The following is a 17,233-nucleotide window of genomic DNA, read 5'->3' on the forward strand; positions in this document are numbered from 1 at the left end:
GCAATTGGGGGCGACGGATTTGGAGGCAGCCGGAGTCACGCCACACCCCCAAGGTAGGCTTCAACCACCCGTGAGTCGCGCGTCACTTCGTGGAAAGTGCCACTCGTCAGGTTACGGCCTTCGGCCAACACCTCGACTCGATCGGCCAGTTCGGCGACCAGCTCCATATCGTGCTCGATCAGGCCGATCGTGATGCCTTCGTCGCGCAGCTCGCGGATCGTGCGGGCCAGTTCGCGCACCATGGGTGGGCTGACGCCGGCCGCCGGTTCGTCCAGAAGGATCAGTTTCGGTTCGAGCATCAGCGCTCGGGCGAGTTCCAGTAGTTTCTTCTGCCCTCCCGAAAGGCCGGCGGCCGGCATGTCGGCCAGTCGGAACAAGCCGACGCGCTCAAGCAGTTCCTTTGCGCGTCGCGCGAGCCGGCGTTCCTCCCGCTCGACCTTTCGCGGTATCAGAAAGGCGGCGAAAGGCGTTTCGATGCGGCCCCCTTGGCCGGCCAGCAGGACATTTTCGAGGACCGTCAGCTGGGCAAGCTCTCGGGAGATCTGAAAGGTGCGCATCAGTCCGCGTCTGGCCCGCAGATGGGGCGGCAGGGCGGTCACATCGGCGCTGTCGAACAGGATCCGCCCACTGTCGGGTCTGTAGAGGCCGCCGATCAGATTCATCAGGGTCGATTTGCCGGCCCCGTTCGGACCGATAATGGCCGTGATCGTGCCGGCGGCGATGGACAGGGAGCAGTCGTCGACCGCCTTCACGCCTCCGAAGTGCTTCGATACGCCTTGGATGTTCAGCAGGCCGGACCGGGCTTGGCCTGTTGCCTCCTGCGGCGTTGCGGTCATGCTGCCGCTCACCCCGGGTACGACCTGTCGCCGCTGTCGCGAAGCCAAAGCCTCACGAGATGCCGGCGCTGCTCCGGTGCGGCGAAGTCCTCGAACTGCGTGCGGCTGTGACCGACGGTCAGGTTGTGGACGAACTGTATCTGACCTGCCTCCATGGCGAAGTCGAACTGCAGGTCGGGATCCGCGAAGACCTCCTCGAGGGCGACGATGGCCTCCCGACCCTCCCGGTCCAGTTCTTCGCCACGCATCGCATAGGCGTTGCGGACTTGGTGCAGTCCCAGTCGCGCCTGAACTTCCTCGCCCGCCTTGACGAAGATCGGTGCGGCGAAGGTCGGCTCTTCGTCGTCGCGGTGTTCGCGTTGCCGGTCGAACCAGAAGGGTTCGTAGAGACGCGGTACGACCTGGGGCGCGCGCTCGAGCAGCGCCTGATGGGCGGTGTCGAAACTCATCACCCGGCTGCGGCCGCCGCTGCGTGCGGTCTTCAGGCAGAGCAACCCCACCACCTCGGGCATGCAGGCGTTGTAGGCGTTGTCGTTGTGGAAGGTCAGGTCGATGTTCGTCTTGTCCGGTCGCACGCCGGAGCCGGGATCGGCTTTCAAGCCGGTGTCCCGGACGTCGTAGATCATGGTGCCGTCGAGCTTTTGGGCGACGGGCCGGCGGACCAGCGACGACAGGAGCCAGTAGCAGGCCTTGGCTTCTTCGGCGCTGATCTCCTCAATCGGCAGCCGGTCGACCAGGCAGAAGCGCGGGCCGTCGGTCAGCAGGTGGCGGATCTCCGCGGCCAGGCGGCGGCTCGCCGGCAACGCGAAGTCCGAGGGTGAGAGCAGGATTGTCGGCAGCGGACGATGCCGGAGATGCGCCACGACGCCCAGGAGTTCCTCACGGACTTCCGCGTCGAGAGTCAGGGTCACGCGTTCCAGGGCGATATCTCGGCGGATCCAGGCGCCGCCTCGGCCGGCTCGTTCGACGTCCGATTGGGGCTGCGGCATCTGCTTCGCTCTTGTCCGGTTTCGCTAGCGGCGACGAAAAAGCTAGCCGAATGGATACAGAAGCGGAAATAATGTTTAGAACTGTATTTCATTAGGAATTCTTATGTTATGCGCTACGACGTCGATCCGGTTCTGTTGCGCACCTTGACCGCTGTGGTCGATCACGGAGGCGCGACGGCAGCGGCGCGTCAGCTCTCCCTGACCCAATCCGCCGTCAGTCAACATCTTCGCAAGTTGGAGCAACAGCTTTCCTGCAAACTCTTCGAACGGCAGGGGCGCCGGTTGATGCTGACGGCGACGGGCGAAGTGGCGCTCGGTTACGCGCGGGGTATTCTGCGCATGCAGGACGAGATGAAGGCACGTCTCGACCAGCCTCCCGTCGTCGGCACGGTGCGCCTCGGGACTCCGGACCTCTATGCCTCCTACCTTCTTCCCTCTGTGCTGGGCGAGTTCGGCAGGACCTTTCCCGAAGTCCAGATCGAGCTGCGCTGCCGTCTCAGCCACCGCTTGCTGGAAGACCTGGGGCGCGGCGAGATCGATATCGCGCTGGTCACGCGCCAACCTTTCATGGCGGGCGGCAGCCGGGTGCGTGACGAACAGCTTGTCTGGATCTCCGGCCTCGGCCTCGATGCCGCCGCCCGCAGCCCTCTACCGCTCGCTATGCTCCCCGCCGGCAATCTCTATCGCACCATGGCGTTGGATGCGCTCGAGCGGTCGGGACGACAATGGAAGGTGGTGTGCGAGAGCGCGAGTATCGGTGGCCTCTATGCCGCGGTCATGTCGGGCCTCGCGGTATCCGTGGTCGCGCGCAGTACCGTGACCTCCGACGTCCGGGAGGTCGGGCGTGCCGAGGGTTTGCCGAGCCTTCCGAGTGTCGAGTTGATTCTCTACCGCGCACCCGATGCAACTTCCGACGCCGTACGCTGCCTGGAGGACTACATCCGCCTGAAACTGCGGGCCTGATCCAAGCTTGCGGCGATCCCGGCAAGCCGAGGTTGGTAACCGAAGATAGAAAGTATAGGTTTTCAGTGTGCTGACGATTGAGAGACGAGGCTTGGCGGCGGTGTAGGCAGCGGTCGGCTGCCGGGGAGCTTGGCAGATGAGCCACAACGGGCGAGCGCGAACCCCATGAGTTCTGCTTCGAAGCGGTTGGCTTTCCCTTTTCCGGCGATCGTCGGACAGGAGGAGATGCGGCAGGCCCTGTTGATCGCCGCAATCGATCCCGGCATCGGGGGCGTGCTCGTCTTCGGGGATCGTGGCACCGGCAAGTCCACGACGATACGCGCCCTCGCGGCGCTGTTGCCCGAACAGCAGGTCCTGCTCGGTTGCCCCTACGGCTGCGACCCTGCGACGCCGCAGGGTCTTTGCCATCTCTGCGAGCCGGCCGACCCGACCCATGGACACGAGCGCGTCAAACTGAAGACGGCCAAGGTGCCGGTTCCCGTCGTCGACCTACCGCTTGGCGTGACGGAGGATCGGGTGGTCGGCGCACTCGACCTGGAGCGCGCGTTGGCCCATGGCGAAAAGGCCTTCGAGCCGGGCCTGCTGGCACGTGCCAATCGCGGCTTTCTCTATATCGACGAAGTCAACCTGCTGGAGGACCACATCGTCGATCTGCTGCTGGACGTCGCCGCCTCCGGTGAGAATCTGGTCGAGCGGGAAGGCCTCTCCGTTCGGCACCCGGCGCGCTTCGTGCTGATCGGTTCCGGAAATCCGGAGGAGGGAGAGCTTCGTCCCCAGTTGCTCGACCGTTTCGGCTTGTCGGTCGAGGTCACCACCCCCGAAGACCTGGATACACGCATCGAGGTGGTGCGCCGTCGCGACAGCTTCGAGCGCGATCCTGCCGTCTTCTGCGAGACCTGGGCGAAGGAGAGCGAGAAGCTGCGTCGCCGCCTGCTTTCGGCCCGGAAGAAACTGCAAGACGTCGAGGTGTCGGAGGCGGCCTATCGCCGGGCTGCGACGCTTTGCATGGCGCTCGGCACCGACGGTCTGCGGGGCGAGTTGACCCTGGTGCGGGCGGCACGGGCGCTCGCGGCCTTGGAAGGCAAGAAGGAGGTCTCGGACGACCACCTGCGCCGGATCGCACCCTCCGCTCTACGCCACCGCCTGCGCCGCGACCCGCTGGACGAAGCCGGTTCGGGTGTCCGGGTGGATCGCGCCTTGGGGGAGGTCTTCGCTGCCTGACGCGATCCTGCCAGATGCGGGCATACCGGAGTCGGGCCTGCCCGGTCGGGCGGCGTCCAACTCCGGTGACGGTCCTTCAGCCGAAGACTCAACCGTCGGCGCCCAGACTTGGTATGTCGCGGGGTTGGTTGCCGCGCTCTTCGCAGTTGATCCTTGCGGCCTCGGTGGAGTGGTGCTGCGTGCACCGGCCGGCCCGGTTCGCGCCGGCTGGATGGAGCTGTTGCGACGTCTTTTGCCGACCGAGGATCCGATCCGCCGGGTGCCGGCCGGCGTGTCGGACGACCGTCTGATCGGTGGGCTGGATCTGACGGCGACCTTGCGAAGCGGTAAGCCGGTTGCCGAGAAGGGCCTGCTCGCGGAGGCCGACGGCGGCGTGCTCGTCCTGGCCATGGCCGAACGGCTGTCGCCCTCTGCCGCCGCGCGAATCGCAGTGACCCTCGACAGCGGCGAGGTAGCTCTGGAGCGGGACGGGCTGGCCGCCCGCTTGCCGACGCGCTTCGGCGTCGTCGCCGAGGATGAAGGTATCGCCGAAGAGGCCACTCCTGCGGTCCTGAGTGAACGTCTCGGCTTCTACCTCGATCTCGAGCGACTTTCGCCTCGCGATCTGACGGATTTGCCTTGGGACGGAGGCGGCGTCGCGGCGGCGCGCGATCTCCTGCCGAGCGTCGATGCGGGGGAGCGGGGGCTCGAGCTACTCTGCGGAACAGCCGATGCCTTTGGCATCGTCTCTTTGCGGGCGCCCTTGCGCGCCCTGAGGGCGGCCCGTGCCGTAGCGGCCCTCGCTGGCCGGACGACGGTGGAAGATGCCGACATCGAGACGGCGGCCGCCCTCGTGCTCGCGCATCGGGCAACACGGTTGCCGGCGCCACCTCCGGAAGACACCGACAGCCCTGAGGCTGGAAAGGAACCGCCGTCGCCGAGTGAGAGTCAGGGCGGGTCGGCTCCGGAGGACGCGAACGAGGAACCCGGCCGGAGCGAAGAGCCGGAGCTGTCCGATCGCGTGCTGGAAGCCACGGCCGCCGCGATTCCCAAGGGACTGCTCGACCGGCTCAAGCTGGCGGGGCAGGGACCGCGCGGCGCTCAGACATCCGGTGCTGCCGGGGCGGCCAAGCAGTCGCTGCGCCGAGGCCGCCCGATCGGGGCGCAGGCGGGTCGGCCGAGGCCGGGAGTGCGCTTGAATCTCGTCGAGACCTTGCGGGCCGCAGCCCCCTGGCAGCGGCTCCGGCGTGCTCGCGAGGCGGAGCGGGCGGACCGTATCGCGATCCGGTCGGAGGACTTCCGGGTCACGCGCTTCAAGCAGAGAAGCGAGACGGCAACGGTCTTCGCGGTCGATGCCTCCGGGTCCACGGCCTTCAATCGTCTCGCCGAGGCCAAGGGCGCCGTCGAACTGCTGCTGGCCGACTGCTACGTGCGCCGGGATCAGGTTGCGCTGCTGGCCTTTCGCGGCGACAGCGCCGATCTTCTGCTGCCGCCGACCCGTTCGCTGGTGCGGACCAAACGGGCCCTGTCGGGCTTGCCCGGCGGCGGCGGAACCCCTCTGGCTGCGGGCATCGACGCGGCGGCTGCGCTCGGCCTCGATCTCCGTAGACGAGGTATTACCCCGTTGCTCGTCTTCCTGACCGATGGCCAGGCCAACATCGCCCGGGACGGCCAGCCTGGACGCCCTCAGGCCCGAGCCGATGCCGAGGCGGCGGCCCGGCGACTCGCCGCCCAACGACTGACGGCTTTGCTGATCGACACCTCTCCGCGACCGAACGAGAAGGCCCGCTCGCTCGCCGCGCTCATGCAGGCGCTCTACCTTCCCTTGCCTCAGGCCGATGCGCGCAAGCTCGACGCGGCCGTGCGCGCGACACTCGGCAGATAAGGCGTTGGCGTCAGAGTTGAGGGGCTGGGCTTGTGTTGGTCCGATCCAGGAGTTTGAATTGTACCGGACGACCGGCCCTTTTGGGATTTGGGCGAGGTCGGCGGGACGGGACCGAGGCCGATGTTCGGTGAACGCCTGAGATGGGAGAGCGACGGGCGGGACTGGCCCAATCGCGGAGCTAGCCGCTTCGTGCGGGCAGGGCGACTGCGCTGGCATGTGCAGGTGCTGGGACCCGAGGCGACGGGGGAGGAGACACCGGTCCTGCTGCTGGTTCACGGAACCGGGGCGTCCAGCCACTCCTTCGAGACGCTGGCGCCGCTGCTGGCCCGGCATTTCATCTGCGTGATTCCCGATCTGCCGGGACATGGCTTCACCGACCTGCCGCCGCTTCGGGGCCTGTCGCTGCCGGCCATGGCGCGCGGGCTTCAGGCGCTGCTGCGGCAGCTCGATCTCTCCCCCCAACTGGTCGCAGGGCATTCGGCCGGCGCCGCGATCCTGGCACAGATGTGTCTCAAGGATCAGATCGCGCCGGCCGCTCTGATCGCCCTAAACGGGGCCTTGCTGCCCTATCCGGGTGCCTCAAGTCCCTGGTTCGCGCCGACCGTCAAGCTGGCTGTCTGGAACCCCATCGTCCCGCGCGTCTTCTCGGCCCGCGCGGACGAGCGAAGCGTGCGGCGTCTCATCGCCGGGACCGGATCCACCTTGAAGCCACGCGGGATCGACCTTTACGGCCGGCTTGCCCGAAACCCGGTCCATGTCGCCGGGGCCCTGGGCATGATGGCGGGTTGGGACCTGCTGTCCCTACGCCGGGATCTACCAAGTCTGAAGGTGCCTTTGTCGCTGCTCGTCGGCGGCGAGGATCGGGCCATCCGGCCCTATCAGGCCCGGCAGATCGCGGAGCAGGTGCCGGGCGCGGAGTTGCGTCTCTTCGAAGGTTTGGGGCATCTCGCCCACGAAGAGGACCCCGAGGGCACCGCCGAAGCGATTCTGGAGGTGGCGCATGCCCGTGGCCTTCTGCCTTCCATCACTGTCAATTTATTTTGACGATTTTTATGTAGTGACGTCTTGACGCTGCGCCTGTTAGACTCGCGTCATGCGCGTGATGGACATCAGCGGACGCGGTGGGACACTGCCCGTCGACAGGTCGGAAAAAGGGCCGGATGGTCGGCCGCATGCCGTCGTCATCGGCAGCGGTTTCGGTGGGCTGGCGGCGGCCGTTCGGCTCGGTGCGCGCGGTTATCGCGTAACGGTGCTGGAGAAGCTCGATGCGCCGGGCGGCCGGGCCTCCGTCTTTCGCCAGGACGGTTTCGTGTTCGACGCCGGCCCGACCATCGTCACCGCGCCTTTCCTGTTCGAGGATCTTTGGACACTCTGCGGCAAGCGCTTCGCCGACGATGTCACGCTGCGGGCTATGGATCCCTTCTATCGCATCCGCTTTCACGACGGTTCGCACTTCGACTACTGCGGCGACCCGGATCGGATGCGGGCGGAGGTCGCGCGCTTTTCGCCCGATGACGTTGCGGGCTACGAGCGCTTTCAGCGCGAGACGGAGACGGTCTTTCGCATCGGCTTCGAGGAATTGGGCCACGTGCCCTTCGGGCGCTTGTCCGACATGCTGCGCGTCCTGCCGGATCTGGTGAGGCTGGGCGGTCACCGCTCGGTCTACGGTATGGTGGCGAAGTACCTGCGCGACCCCCGGCTGCGAGTGGTCTTCAGCTTTCATCCCCTGTTGGTCGGCGGCAACCCCTTCTCGGTCACCTCGGTCTACACCTTGATCAACCACCTGGAACGCAAGTGGGGCGTCCACTTCGCCATGGGCGGCACCAACATGCTGGTACGCGGCTTGGCCGGGTTGATCGCAGGGCAGGGGAACCGCATCCGATGTAATGCCGAAGTCGCCAGAATCCTTCTGGATGGCCGCCGCGCGACGGGCGTGCGTCTGGCGGACGGAGAGATCATCGCAGCCGATGTCGTCGTCTCCAACGCCGACACGGCGTGGACCTATAAGCACTTGCTGCCGCAGGCTGCGCGGAAGCGCTGGCGCGACCGCAGCCTGGAGCGCGCCTCCTACTCGAACGGCCTTTTCGTCTGGTACTTCGGGACCGACCGTCGCTACGACGAGGTGCTTCATCATACGATCCTGCTGGGGCCGCGCTATCGCGGCCTGATCCGCGATATCTTCCGCAACAAGACCTTGAGCGACGACTTCAGCCTCTATCTGCACCGCCCGACGGCGACCGACCCCTCGCTGGCGCCGCAGGGTTGCGACGCCTTCTACGTCCTGTCGCCGGTGCCGCATCTGGACAGCGGGACGGATTGGAGCGAAGCGGCCGAGTCCTATCGCCGCAGGATCGAGGCCCATCTGGAAGAGACGCTTTTGCCGGGGTTGCGCAAGTCGGTGGTCAGCCAGCGCATGATGACGCCGGCAGATTTCGAGACCCGGCTTCTCAGCTACAAGGGCGCCGGCTTCGGCATGGAGCCGCGGCTGACTCAGTCGGCCTGGTTCCGGCCGCACAACGCCAGCGAGGATATCGAGCGTCTTTACATCGTCGGCGCCGGCACCCATCCGGGCGCGGGTCTGCCCGGCGTTCTCTCTTCCGCAAGAATTCTCGATGAGGTGGTTCCCAATGCAGACGCACTGGTCTGAACCCGGGTTTCGCCCGATGCTGGCCCGTGCGGCCGACCGGACCGCCTGCCGCAGTTTGATCCGAAACGGTTCGAAGTCCTTCTATCTGGCGTCCTTGCTGCTGCCGGCGAAGGTGCGCGAACCCTCCTATGCGCTCTACGCCTTCTGTCGCCTGGCCGACGATGCGGTCGACGAGCAGGCTGGAGGCTGCGGTCTGGCTGCCGTGGCGCGTTTGCGGGCCCGGCTGGACGCAGTCTATGACGGCCGACCCGAGAACGTTGCGGTCGACCGCGCCTTTACCGAGGTGGTCGAGCGCTACGCGATCCCTCGGGTTCTGCCGGAGGCCTTGATCGAAGGCTTCGCGTGGGACGCGGAAGGGCGCCGCTACGAGACTCTGAGCGACCTGCAAGCCTACGGGGTTCGGGTCGCCGGGTCCGTCGGTGCGATGATGGCTCTCTTGATGGGGGCACGCTCTCCAGAAGCCGTTAGCCGTGCCTGCGACCTGGGGGTCGCCATGCAGCTGACCAACATCGCCCGAGATGTGGGTGAGGACGCGCGGGCAGGCCGGCTCTACCTGCCGCGGATCTGGCTGCGCGAGGCTGGACTGGATCCGGACAGGTGGCTCGCCGCGCCGTCCTTCGAGACAGCGCTCGGCGAGATCGTCGCGCGGCTGCTGGACGCGGCCGAGGCTCTTTACCTGCGGGCCGGTCCCGGCATTGCCGGATTGCCGGCCGCCTGCCGGCCCGGCATTTACGCCGCCCGCTATCTCTACGCCGAGATCGGCCGGGAAGTGGCCCGGCGCGGCCATGACTCCGTTTCGTCGCGCGCGGTGGTCGCGCGCAGCCGACAGAAGGCTTTGCTGTGGCGTGCCCTGGCATCGGCGGTGATGTCGGCCAGGGCGGAGGCCCATGCCCCCCTGGCCGAGGCCGCTTATCTGGTGGACGCGGTCTCCAACGCACCGCTTCACTGCCGGACGGTCGGCACTGGACATTCCTGGTGGCAGGTGGGGGCGAACATCGGGGTCGGCCTGGAGATATTGGCCCGGCTCGAGAAACGCGAGCGAGCGATACAGACCGACGTAGCGGAGCCATCTGGAGCGCCGACGCCGCTGCGTCAGAGCTGACGCGGGGCCGATATGGGGGTAGTAGGGGGCGCCGCCGCCCTCCGCCAGATCGGTAAAACGGCTTGCAGCTCGCGTGTTCTGCTCCAAGTCTAGCATCGGCCGACTTCACAGTCATACGCTGGACACGCCGTGATCGAGACGCTGACCGACCCCTTGAACCTTGCTCTTCTCGGTTTCATCGCCGTGAACTTCCTGGTCGCCCTAAGCGGTGCGATCTTCCAGCCGGGCGCTTGGTACCGGGACTTGCGCAAGCCGAGCTGGGTGCCGCCGAACTGGCTGTTCGGCCCGGTTTGGATGCTGCTCTACGCTATGAACGCTTTCGCGGGCTGGCTGGTCTGGCAGAAGGTTGGCTTCGAGACCTCGGCCGTTGTCGTCTATCTACTGCAGCTCGCGTTCAACGCCTTCTGGTCGGCGGCTTTCTTCGGTTTGCGGAACATGCGCCTCGCCCTGCTCGATGCCGGACTTCTGTGGCTCGCCGTTGCCGTCAACATCGCGGTCTTCGCTCAGTTCGACACCGGGGCGGCGCTGTTGCTTGTCCCTTACCTCTGCTGGTCCGCGCTCGCCTTTGCGCTCAACTACAGAATGGTGCAACTCAATCCAACGGCAGGCCAGCGGGCGGAGGCCTGACTCATGAGCGGCACGGGTCTGAAACTCTTCGAACTGATTCTCCTGCCAGGCCTGGTTTTCGCCTGGGGCTTCTGGGAGCTGTATCAATTGAAGAAGCTCAAAAAGAAGCGCGAGGCCGAAAAGCTGTCCAAGAGTCTTCGCGACGCCGGAGAAGGCCGCGGCAGCTAGCCGCCGGCTCGACCGGGCTTCAGCCGGATCGCCTCGGCATGCGAAACGGCAGCATCAGCTTGACCAAAGGCATTGCGAAGCGGTCGAGGTCGAGACTCTCGTGCACCGCCGCGACCTGCCGGCCGCAGAGCCGGCCCGAGAGTTGCGAGCGGGTGTAGAAGGGCGCGTCCTCGAAGGTCCGCATGAGCTGGACGTCGCCTCGGTCGCAGCGAGCGGCTCTGCGAACGCCCCACAGGCCGGATTGCAGCCGTGTTGGAGGCGGAAGTTCGATCTCTCTGACCTGTCCGCGACGATCGAAGTCCAGACCCAGGAAGATATCGCTGCCGTCGCGGCGCTGCGCGTCGTAGGCGACGGTGGCCCCCTCCTTGTGTGCCGCGCGCGACCAGGTCCAGAAACGGAAGGCGGTCTCCAGAGCTTCCTCGCCGGCGTTGCTGTCCAGGTAGGCCGGGCCGGACCAACGGAGCGCCGGTCTGTCCAACTCCACCTCGATCCGGCTGACAGGGGCGAGCGGCCACCAGCGATGGCGCTCCTGACCGTCCAGGACGAATGGGCGATGGGACAGACTTTCGGGGATCAGCCGCACGCGGCCTCGGATCCGTCGTGGCAGCGGAACCGCGATTTCGTCGATCTCGACGGTCAGGCGGTCGCCGTCCCACTGCAGCGCCGAGGGACCGATCGTCAGGCGATCGGTGTCGCGGTCGAGCGTGCGGTGCCCGCGTTCGGTCATGGCCCAACGGGCGCGCGGGCCGTAGAGCGCCACGTTCAGACAGACATGGTCTTCGGGGGCTTTGCGCCCCGACCAGGCGTAGTAGGGCGAGAAGACGCTGCCGATGAAGGCGATGATCGTCAGTCCGTGGTGGCCGTCGTCGCTGAGCGCGTCCAGGTACCACCAGCGATACCCGCCGGGGCTGACCGGCGTCGCGAAGTCGAGTCCGCCAGCAGGCACTCCACGGCCAGTCGGCCCGACAGGGCCGCCATCGGGACTCCCGGGCCCGGATGTACGCTGCCCCCTGCCAGATAGAGGCCCGGCAGTTTCGAGCGCGCGCCCGCGCGCTGGAAGCTCGCCGACCAGCCGTGCGACGCGCGTCCGTAGAGGGCTCCCCCCGTCGCTGGGAACAGCCGGTGAAAGTCGTTCGGCGTGGTCGCCAGCGTCGTGTCCGGCCTCTGCTCGACCTCCAGGCCGCATCGCTGCAGCAGGGCGAAGGCGCGCTCCGCGCATGTCTCGATCTCCTCGGGGCTGAAAGGACGCTGGTCAGCGCGCGGCGGCGCATTGACCAAAAGATAAAGAGACTCGTCGTCCCGCGGAGAGTGACCGCTCTCTCCGCGATCTTGCGCGCAGAGATAGACGGTCGGCTGCTCCGGCAGTCGGTTTCGCTTGAAGATGTCATCGAACTCGGCCCGGTAAGCGTCCGAGAAGAAGACGTTGTGATGCAGCAGGGGAAAGTCGCGGGACCGTCCGAGCAGCGTCCAGACGACGGCCGAGAGAGAGCGTTTGTCGCTCGGCAGCTTCGGGACGGAACGTTCCGCGGCTCGGCCGAGGCTTCCCGACGAGAGAGCCGAGGCATCGCCGTTGAAGATTACGGCGTCGGCCTGCAGCCTTTCGCCGTCGGTCAGCTCGACCCCGCAGGCGCGGCCGCGTTCCACAAGGATCTTTGCGACCTCGCATTCGTAGCGCAGCGATACACCGCGTTCTGCTGCCAGTTTGCTCATAGTCCTGGCCAGACGATGCATGCCGCCCTTGATCCGCCACAGCCCCTCCAGTTCCACATGGGCGACGAGCATCAGCGTGGCCGGAGCATCGAAGGGAGAGCTGCCGCAATAGGTCGCGTAGCGCCCGAAGAGCTGGCGCAGCCGCGGGTCCCGGAAGTAGCCACCGAGAGCGCTCCAGAGGCTCGAGAAGGGCTTGATCGCCGCTAGGTCTGGAATGCCGGCTCTGCGGGTCAGTTCCAGCGGGCCGGGGCGCTGAGCGGCGATGTAGCTGTCTTTCAGCGTCTCGTAGATCCGCTTGGCATCCCGGCAAAAGGCTTGAAACCCTTTCGCTTCGGAGGCGCCAGCGAAGGCTCCGATCGCAGCGTCGTTACGGGCTGGGTCAGCGAAGAGGTCGAGGCGGCTGCCGTCGCTCCATCCATGGCGTGCCAGGGTCTCCGCGCGCTCCAGTTCCAAGCGATCTTCCAGAGCGGTCCCTGCTTCCGCGAAGAGCCTGTCGAAAACCCATTTCATGGTGAAGACCGTCGGGCCGCCATCCAGCAGAGCGTTCCCGGCCTTTACTTGGCGCATCTTGCCGCCGGGCGTCTCCGCCCGCTCGACAAGGGTCACTTGCAAACCTTGTCCCGCCGCCGCGATCGCTGCGGCCAGCCCGCCCATCCCCGCACCGACGACGACGATGCGCTCCGCCGTGACGTGGCGTGCCGGTCCGATGAGGCGTGCCGGTCCGATGGTGAGAGCGGTCATCCTTTAGGCGCTCCTTGGGCAACCTCGAACAAAGAGAGATATGACTGTACAGTAAACTTGACAGTTTAAAACGACAAGTTAACCTGACAGTGTCCTTTTGCCGAGGAGGCTGGAATGGATGCTGCCACGCGAATCGAACAAGCCTTGAACGGGGCCCTTGTGCGCGCGGAGGTAGATACCGCACCTCCGAAGTTGGCGTCTGCACTGCGACATGCGGTCTTCCCTGGGGGCGCAAGGGTCCGTCCGCAACTCTGTCTCGCGGTGGCGAAGGCCTGCGGCGACGATACACCGGCCCTCAGCGATGCCGCGGCGGCGGCGATCGAGCTGCTGCATTGCGCATCCCTGGTGCATGACGATCTGCCCTGCTTCGACGATGCCGATTTGCGCCGAGGCAAGCCGACGGTACACGCCGTCTACGGCGAACCACTAGGTGTCCTGGCAGGCGATGCCTTGATCGTCATGGCTTTCGAGTGCCTGGCTCTTGCCGGTGCGGCGATGCCTCATAGGCTGCCGGCCTTGACCGTAACGGTGGCGCGTTCTGTCGGAACGCCGGGCGGTCTGGTTGCAGGACAGGCCTGGGAGAGCGAGCCCGATCCGGATCTCGGTCGCTATCAGAGGGCCAAGACCGGGGCGCTTTTCGTTGCCGCCAGCGTGGCGGGTGCTGTTTCCGCAGGTGCCGACCCCGGTCCCTGGCGGACCTTGGGAGACCGGTTGGGAGAGGCCTATCAGGTCGCAGACGATCTGCGCGACGCGATCTGTACGCCTGAAGAACTCGGCAAGCCTGTCGGTCAGGACGAGGCCCTCGGGCGTCCGACCGCGGTCGCGGAGTTCGGACTGGAAGGCGCCTGTGCCCGCCTGCAGCAGTTGTTGGGCGAGGCGGTCGACTCGATCCCGGCCGCGCCGGGAGCGTCGGAGCTGCGGCAGTTGGTCTTGCTTCAGGCCAAGCGCTTGACGCCGAAGCGGCTGGTTCCGGCGAGCGTTGCCTGAGGTCTTTCAACCGCACGAGCGAGCGCCGGGCGAGCTGCTCGGCGCAAATGAATCCGGTGGTATGACGCCGACCCTGCGAGACCGTTGGCTGGAGTGGCGCGATGGGCTGCTGGCCAGTGCCAGGTTTCAACGTTGGGCCGCGACTTTCCCCTTGACGCGACCGATCGCGCGGCGCCGTGCCGCCGCTTTGTTCGATCTCTGCGGCGGTTTCATCTACTCGCAGATCCTGTTGGCCTGCGTCCGCCTTCAGCTGTTCGAGAAGCTGGCCGGTTCGCCGCAGACAGTCGCCCAACTGGCGCCGCGACTGGCGTTGAGCGAAGCGGAGACTCGTCGCCTTCTGGAGGCGGCCTTGGCCCTGAAGCTTCTTCAGAAGCGCAGCGGCGGGCGGTACGGCCTTGGGCCGCACGGCGCCGCGCTGCTGGGTAACGGCGGGGTCGCCGAGATGGTCGCGCATCATGCCTTGCTCTACGAGGATCTGAGCGACCCCGTCGCGCTTCTGCGCGGGCAAGTCGGCGAGACGCGTTTGCAGCGTTTCTGGGCCTACGCCGGAAGCCCCGATCCGGGGCGCGTGGCACCGGGAGGAGCCGCAGGCTATTCCGATCTCATGTCTGCCTCCCAGGCGATGATCGCGGAGGAGGTACTGAACGCCTATCCGCTCGCGCGACACCGCTGCCTTCTGGATGTCGGGGGCGGGCAGGGAACGTTCCTCCAGGCCGCTGCGCGGCGCTGGCCGCACCTGCGACTGCGCTTGTTCGATCTGCCGGCGGTGGCGGCGCGCGCCGACTCCGCCTTCGAAGCGGCAGGCCTGAGCGACCGTGCGACGACGACCGGTGGCGACTTTCACCGGGACCCCCTGCCGCGCGGCGCCGATGTCGTCTCGCTCGTACGGATCGTCCATGACCACGACGACGACTCCGCGTTGGCGCTTCTGAAGTCGGTGCGCGCGGCCTTGCCCGACGGCGGTCGTTTGCTCGTGGCCGAACCGATGAGCGGGGCATCGGGCGCTGAGCCGGCCGGGGCCGCCTACTTCGGATTCTATCTCCTGGCCATGGGCAGCGGCCGGCCCCGCTATCCGGAAGAGCTGAAAGCCCTGTTGTCTGAGGCCGGGTTCCGGCGGAGCCGGTTGGTCGCGACCTCTCGGCCCCTGCTGGTCAGGCTGCTGGTGGCGGAGACGTGAGGGATTCCCGTCGTTCGGCGAGGGCCGGCTGAGAGGGGGCTCCGCAACTGAGCGGCGTAGGGGTGTCGATTGCGATAGCTCAAAGTTGACGGCCGATGTGTAATGTAAGCTTGACATATATGTTCGTAAAGTTACGCTTACACAGACGGTCAAGCCGCCCTGACAGAGGCGCCGCTACTGTCGGGAGATGAAGGGCACAATGGAAACGACGGCAGTCGTACTGAGGGAACCGAAAGAGCTAGCGCTGGATCGCGTCGGCCTGAACGATCCTGCGGTTGGCGACATCGTCGTTCAGACGGAATGGTCCGGTATCAGTACCGGCACGGAACGCCTGCTCTACAGCGGGAAGATGCCGTCCTTTCCGGGCATGGGATATCCGCTGGTTCCCGGATACGAGTCGGTCGGTCGGGTGATCGAAGCGGGACGTGACTCTGGTCGCTCGGTCGGCGAGCGCGTCTACGTGCCGGGCACCAACGCCTACCGCGACGTCCGGGGGCTTTTCGGAGGTGCTGCCGCGCGTCTGGTGGTGGCGGGTGACAAGACGGTCCCGCTAGGCGACGACCTGGCCGAGGAGGGGACGCTGCTCGCTCTGGCGGCCACCGCCTATCACGCCATTGCCGGCGGGAGCCAACTCCCGAACCTAATCGTCGGTCATGGCGTTCTCGGTCGCCTTCTCGCGCGGATCACCTGCGCCCAAGGCGGTCGTCCGACCGTTTGGGAAGTGAATTCCGACCGGCGCGACGGAGCGGACGGTTACGATGTCGTCGATCCGGCGACGGACGAGGCCTCCGGCTACAGCGCGATCTACGATGTCAGCGGCGCCGAGGGGTTGCTCGACCGTCTGATCGGCAAGCTCGCGCCCGGTGGCGAGATCGTGCTTGCCGGCTTCTACAGCCAGCCGCTCAGCTTCGCCTTTCCACCAGCCTTCTTGCGCGAGGCCCGTCTGCGCGTCGCGGCCGAATGGAAGCGCCCCGATCTGCTGGCCGCCAAGGACCTGATCGACGACGGCAAACTCTCGCTGGCCGGTCTGATCACCCATTGCGAGCCTGCCGCTGCCGCCGAGACAGCCTACCGAACAGCCTTCGAAGATCCGTCCTGTCTGAAAATGATTCTGGATTGGAGTGAGCGCTCATGACGGCGACCCCTGAGACTACGAAAACCGGTGCAACCGAAGCGGCGCGTGAAGCGCCGGCCGATGCCTCGGCTGAGATGCATCGGCGGTTGCGCGAGGAGGCGGCTATCGAGCCGGAGGCTCCCAGCAGCGGTCCGGTGACGAAGGAAACGCAGATCATCGCAATCTACGGGAAGGGCGGAATCGGCAAGTCCTTCACGCTTTCGAATCTGAGCTACATGATGGCTCAGCAGGGCAAGAAAGTGCTGCTGATCGGCTGTGACCCGAAGTCGGATACCACGTCGCTTCTGTTCGGCGGCAAGGCCTGTCCCACGATCATCGAAACCTCCTCGAAGAAGACCTCTGCCGGCGAGCAGGTGCAGATCGGCGATGTCTGCTTCAAAAGAGATGGCGTCTACGCCATGGAACTCGGCGGCCCCGAGGTCGGGCGCGGCTGCGGAGGGCGCGGTATCATCCACGGTTTCGAGACTCTGGAGAAGCTCGGCTTCCACGACTGGGGCTTCGACTTCGTTCTGCTCGACTTCCTCGGCGACGTCGTCTGCGGCGGCTTCGGTCTGCCGATTGCGCGGGACATGTGCCAGAAGGTGATCGTCGTCGGCTCCAACGATCTTCAGTCGCTCTACGTCGCCAACAACGTCTGCTCGGCGACTGAGTACTTCCGCAAGCTGGGCGGCAACGTCGGCGTCGCCGGTCTGGTCGTGAACAAGGACGACGGAACCGGCGAGGCCAAAGCCTTCGCCAGTGCGGTGGGCATTCCCGTGCTCGCGTCGATCCCGGCACACGAGGACATTCGCCGCAAGTCGGCCAACTACCAGATCGTTGGCTATCCCGGCGGGGAGTGGGGCGGGCTGTTCGAAGAATTGGCGAAGAACGTTGCGGAAGCGCCGCCGCGCGAGCCGGCGCCGCTCGATCAGGACGGTTTACTGGCGCTCTTCTCGGCCGCTGAAACGGGTCGCGATGTCGTGCTCGAACCGGCGACCCTGGAAGACATGTGCGGTGGAGCGGTGGCGAACAAGCCGTCTCTCGAAGTGGTCTACGACGAGGTCTGAGTAAGGCGGAGGGATCTCGA

16 protein-coding genes are annotated in these 17,233 nt (G+C 66.4%); 12 read left to right on the forward strand and 4 right to left on the reverse strand.

Annotated elements, in window-relative coordinates:
* Window positions 1–35: 35 nt before the first annotated feature.
* Window positions 36–836, reverse strand: coding sequence for an ABC transporter ATP-binding protein (locus ACO054_RS05615; protein WP_421709461.1), 801 nt, complete (start codon window positions 834–836; stop codon window positions 36–38).
* A gap of 8 nt (window positions 837–844) precedes the next feature.
* Window positions 845–1,825 (reverse strand): TauD/TfdA family dioxygenase, encoded by a 981-nt coding sequence (locus ACO054_RS05620; protein WP_421709462.1) that lies wholly within the window; start codon window positions 1,823–1,825, stop codon window positions 845–847.
* Between the two features lie 108 nt (window positions 1,826–1,933).
* On the opposite strand from ACO054_RS05620, the gene ACO054_RS05625 reads away from it, so the two are divergent.
* The 8 genes from ACO054_RS05625 (at window position 1,934) to ACO054_RS05660 (ending at window position 10,417) form a co-directional block, all read left to right on the forward strand.
* Window positions 1,934–2,788, forward strand: coding sequence for a LysR substrate-binding domain-containing protein (locus tag ACO054_RS05625; protein ID WP_421709463.1), 855 nt, complete (start codon window positions 1,934–1,936; stop codon window positions 2,786–2,788).
* A gap of 165 nt (window positions 2,789–2,953) precedes the next feature.
* The gene (gene bchI, locus ACO054_RS05630; RefSeq protein ID WP_421709464.1) at window positions 2,954–4,009 is read left to right on the forward strand and encodes a magnesium chelatase ATPase subunit I; all 1,056 of its coding nucleotides are present in this window, start codon (window positions 2,954–2,956) and stop codon (window positions 4,007–4,009) included.
* On the forward strand, window positions 3,966–5,873 hold the full coding sequence (locus ACO054_RS05635) for a magnesium chelatase subunit D (RefSeq protein WP_421709465.1): 1,908 nt from the start codon (window positions 3,966–3,968) through the stop codon (window positions 5,871–5,873). The genes bchI and ACO054_RS05635 overlap by 44 nt, the downstream gene beginning before the upstream one ends.
* A gap of 120 nt (window positions 5,874–5,993) precedes the next feature.
* Window positions 5,994–6,917, forward strand: a complete 924-nt coding sequence (gene bchO, locus ACO054_RS05640) for an alpha/beta fold hydrolase BchO (RefSeq protein ID WP_421709466.1) — start codon at window positions 5,994–5,996, stop codon at window positions 6,915–6,917.
* Between the two features lie 49 nt (window positions 6,918–6,966).
* A complete protein-coding gene (locus tag ACO054_RS05645) occupies window positions 6,967–8,520 on the forward strand; it encodes a phytoene desaturase (protein ID WP_421709467.1) in 1,554 nt (517 codons plus the stop codon).
* A gap of 16 nt (window positions 8,521–8,536) precedes the next feature.
* Window positions 8,537–9,622: a phytoene/squalene synthase family protein gene (locus ACO054_RS05650; protein ID WP_421709468.1), complete on the forward strand. Its 1,086-nt coding sequence runs from the start codon at window positions 8,537–8,539 to the stop codon at window positions 9,620–9,622.
* Window positions 9,623–9,751: 129 nt separating this feature from the next.
* Complete coding sequence (locus ACO054_RS05655) at window positions 9,752–10,249, forward strand: TspO/MBR family protein (protein WP_421709469.1); 498 nt, start codon at window positions 9,752–9,754, stop codon at window positions 10,247–10,249.
* 3 nt (window positions 10,250–10,252) lie between these two features.
* Window positions 10,253–10,417 (forward strand): hypothetical protein, encoded by a 165-nt coding sequence (locus ACO054_RS05660; protein ID WP_421709470.1) that lies wholly within the window; start codon window positions 10,253–10,255, stop codon window positions 10,415–10,417.
* 19 nt (window positions 10,418–10,436) lie between these two features.
* Here ACO054_RS05660 and ACO054_RS05665 read toward each other — a convergent pair whose 3' ends face one another.
* Window positions 10,437–11,363 (reverse strand): carotenoid 1,2-hydratase, encoded by a 927-nt coding sequence (locus ACO054_RS05665; RefSeq protein WP_421709471.1) that lies wholly within the window; start codon window positions 11,361–11,363, stop codon window positions 10,437–10,439.
* The gene (crtD, locus tag ACO054_RS05670) at window positions 11,264–12,868 is read right to left on the reverse strand and encodes a 1-hydroxycarotenoid 3,4-desaturase CrtD (protein ID WP_421709472.1); all 1,605 of its coding nucleotides are present in this window, start codon (window positions 12,866–12,868) and stop codon (window positions 11,264–11,266) included. The genes ACO054_RS05665 and crtD overlap by 100 nt, the downstream gene beginning before the upstream one ends.
* 114 nt (window positions 12,869–12,982) lie before the next feature.
* On the opposite strand from crtD, the gene ACO054_RS05675 reads away from it, so the two are divergent.
* From ACO054_RS05675 to ACO054_RS05690, 4 genes are all read left to right on the forward strand, one after another.
* Window positions 12,983–13,855 (forward strand): polyprenyl synthetase family protein, encoded by an 873-nt coding sequence (locus ACO054_RS05675; RefSeq protein WP_421709473.1) that lies wholly within the window; start codon window positions 12,983–12,985, stop codon window positions 13,853–13,855.
* 61 nt (window positions 13,856–13,916) lie between these two features.
* Complete coding sequence (locus tag ACO054_RS05680; RefSeq protein ID WP_421709474.1) at window positions 13,917–15,032, forward strand: methyltransferase; 1,116 nt, start codon at window positions 13,917–13,919, stop codon at window positions 15,030–15,032.
* A 199-nt stretch (window positions 15,033–15,231) separates the two neighbouring features.
* Window positions 15,232–16,167 (forward strand): chlorophyll synthesis pathway protein BchC, encoded by a 936-nt coding sequence (bchC, locus tag ACO054_RS05685; RefSeq protein ID WP_421709475.1) that lies wholly within the window; start codon window positions 15,232–15,234, stop codon window positions 16,165–16,167.
* 74 nt (window positions 16,168–16,241) lie between these two features.
* On the forward strand, window positions 16,242–17,213 hold the full coding sequence (locus ACO054_RS05690; protein WP_421710331.1) for a chlorophyllide a reductase iron protein subunit X: 972 nt from the start codon (window positions 16,242–16,244) through the stop codon (window positions 17,211–17,213).
* Window positions 17,214–17,233 lie beyond the last annotated feature (20 nt).

The organism is Algihabitans sp. (assembly GCF_965226985.1).
In the GTDB taxonomy this organism is placed as follows: Bacteria; Pseudomonadota; Alphaproteobacteria; order Kiloniellales; family DSM-21159; genus Algihabitans.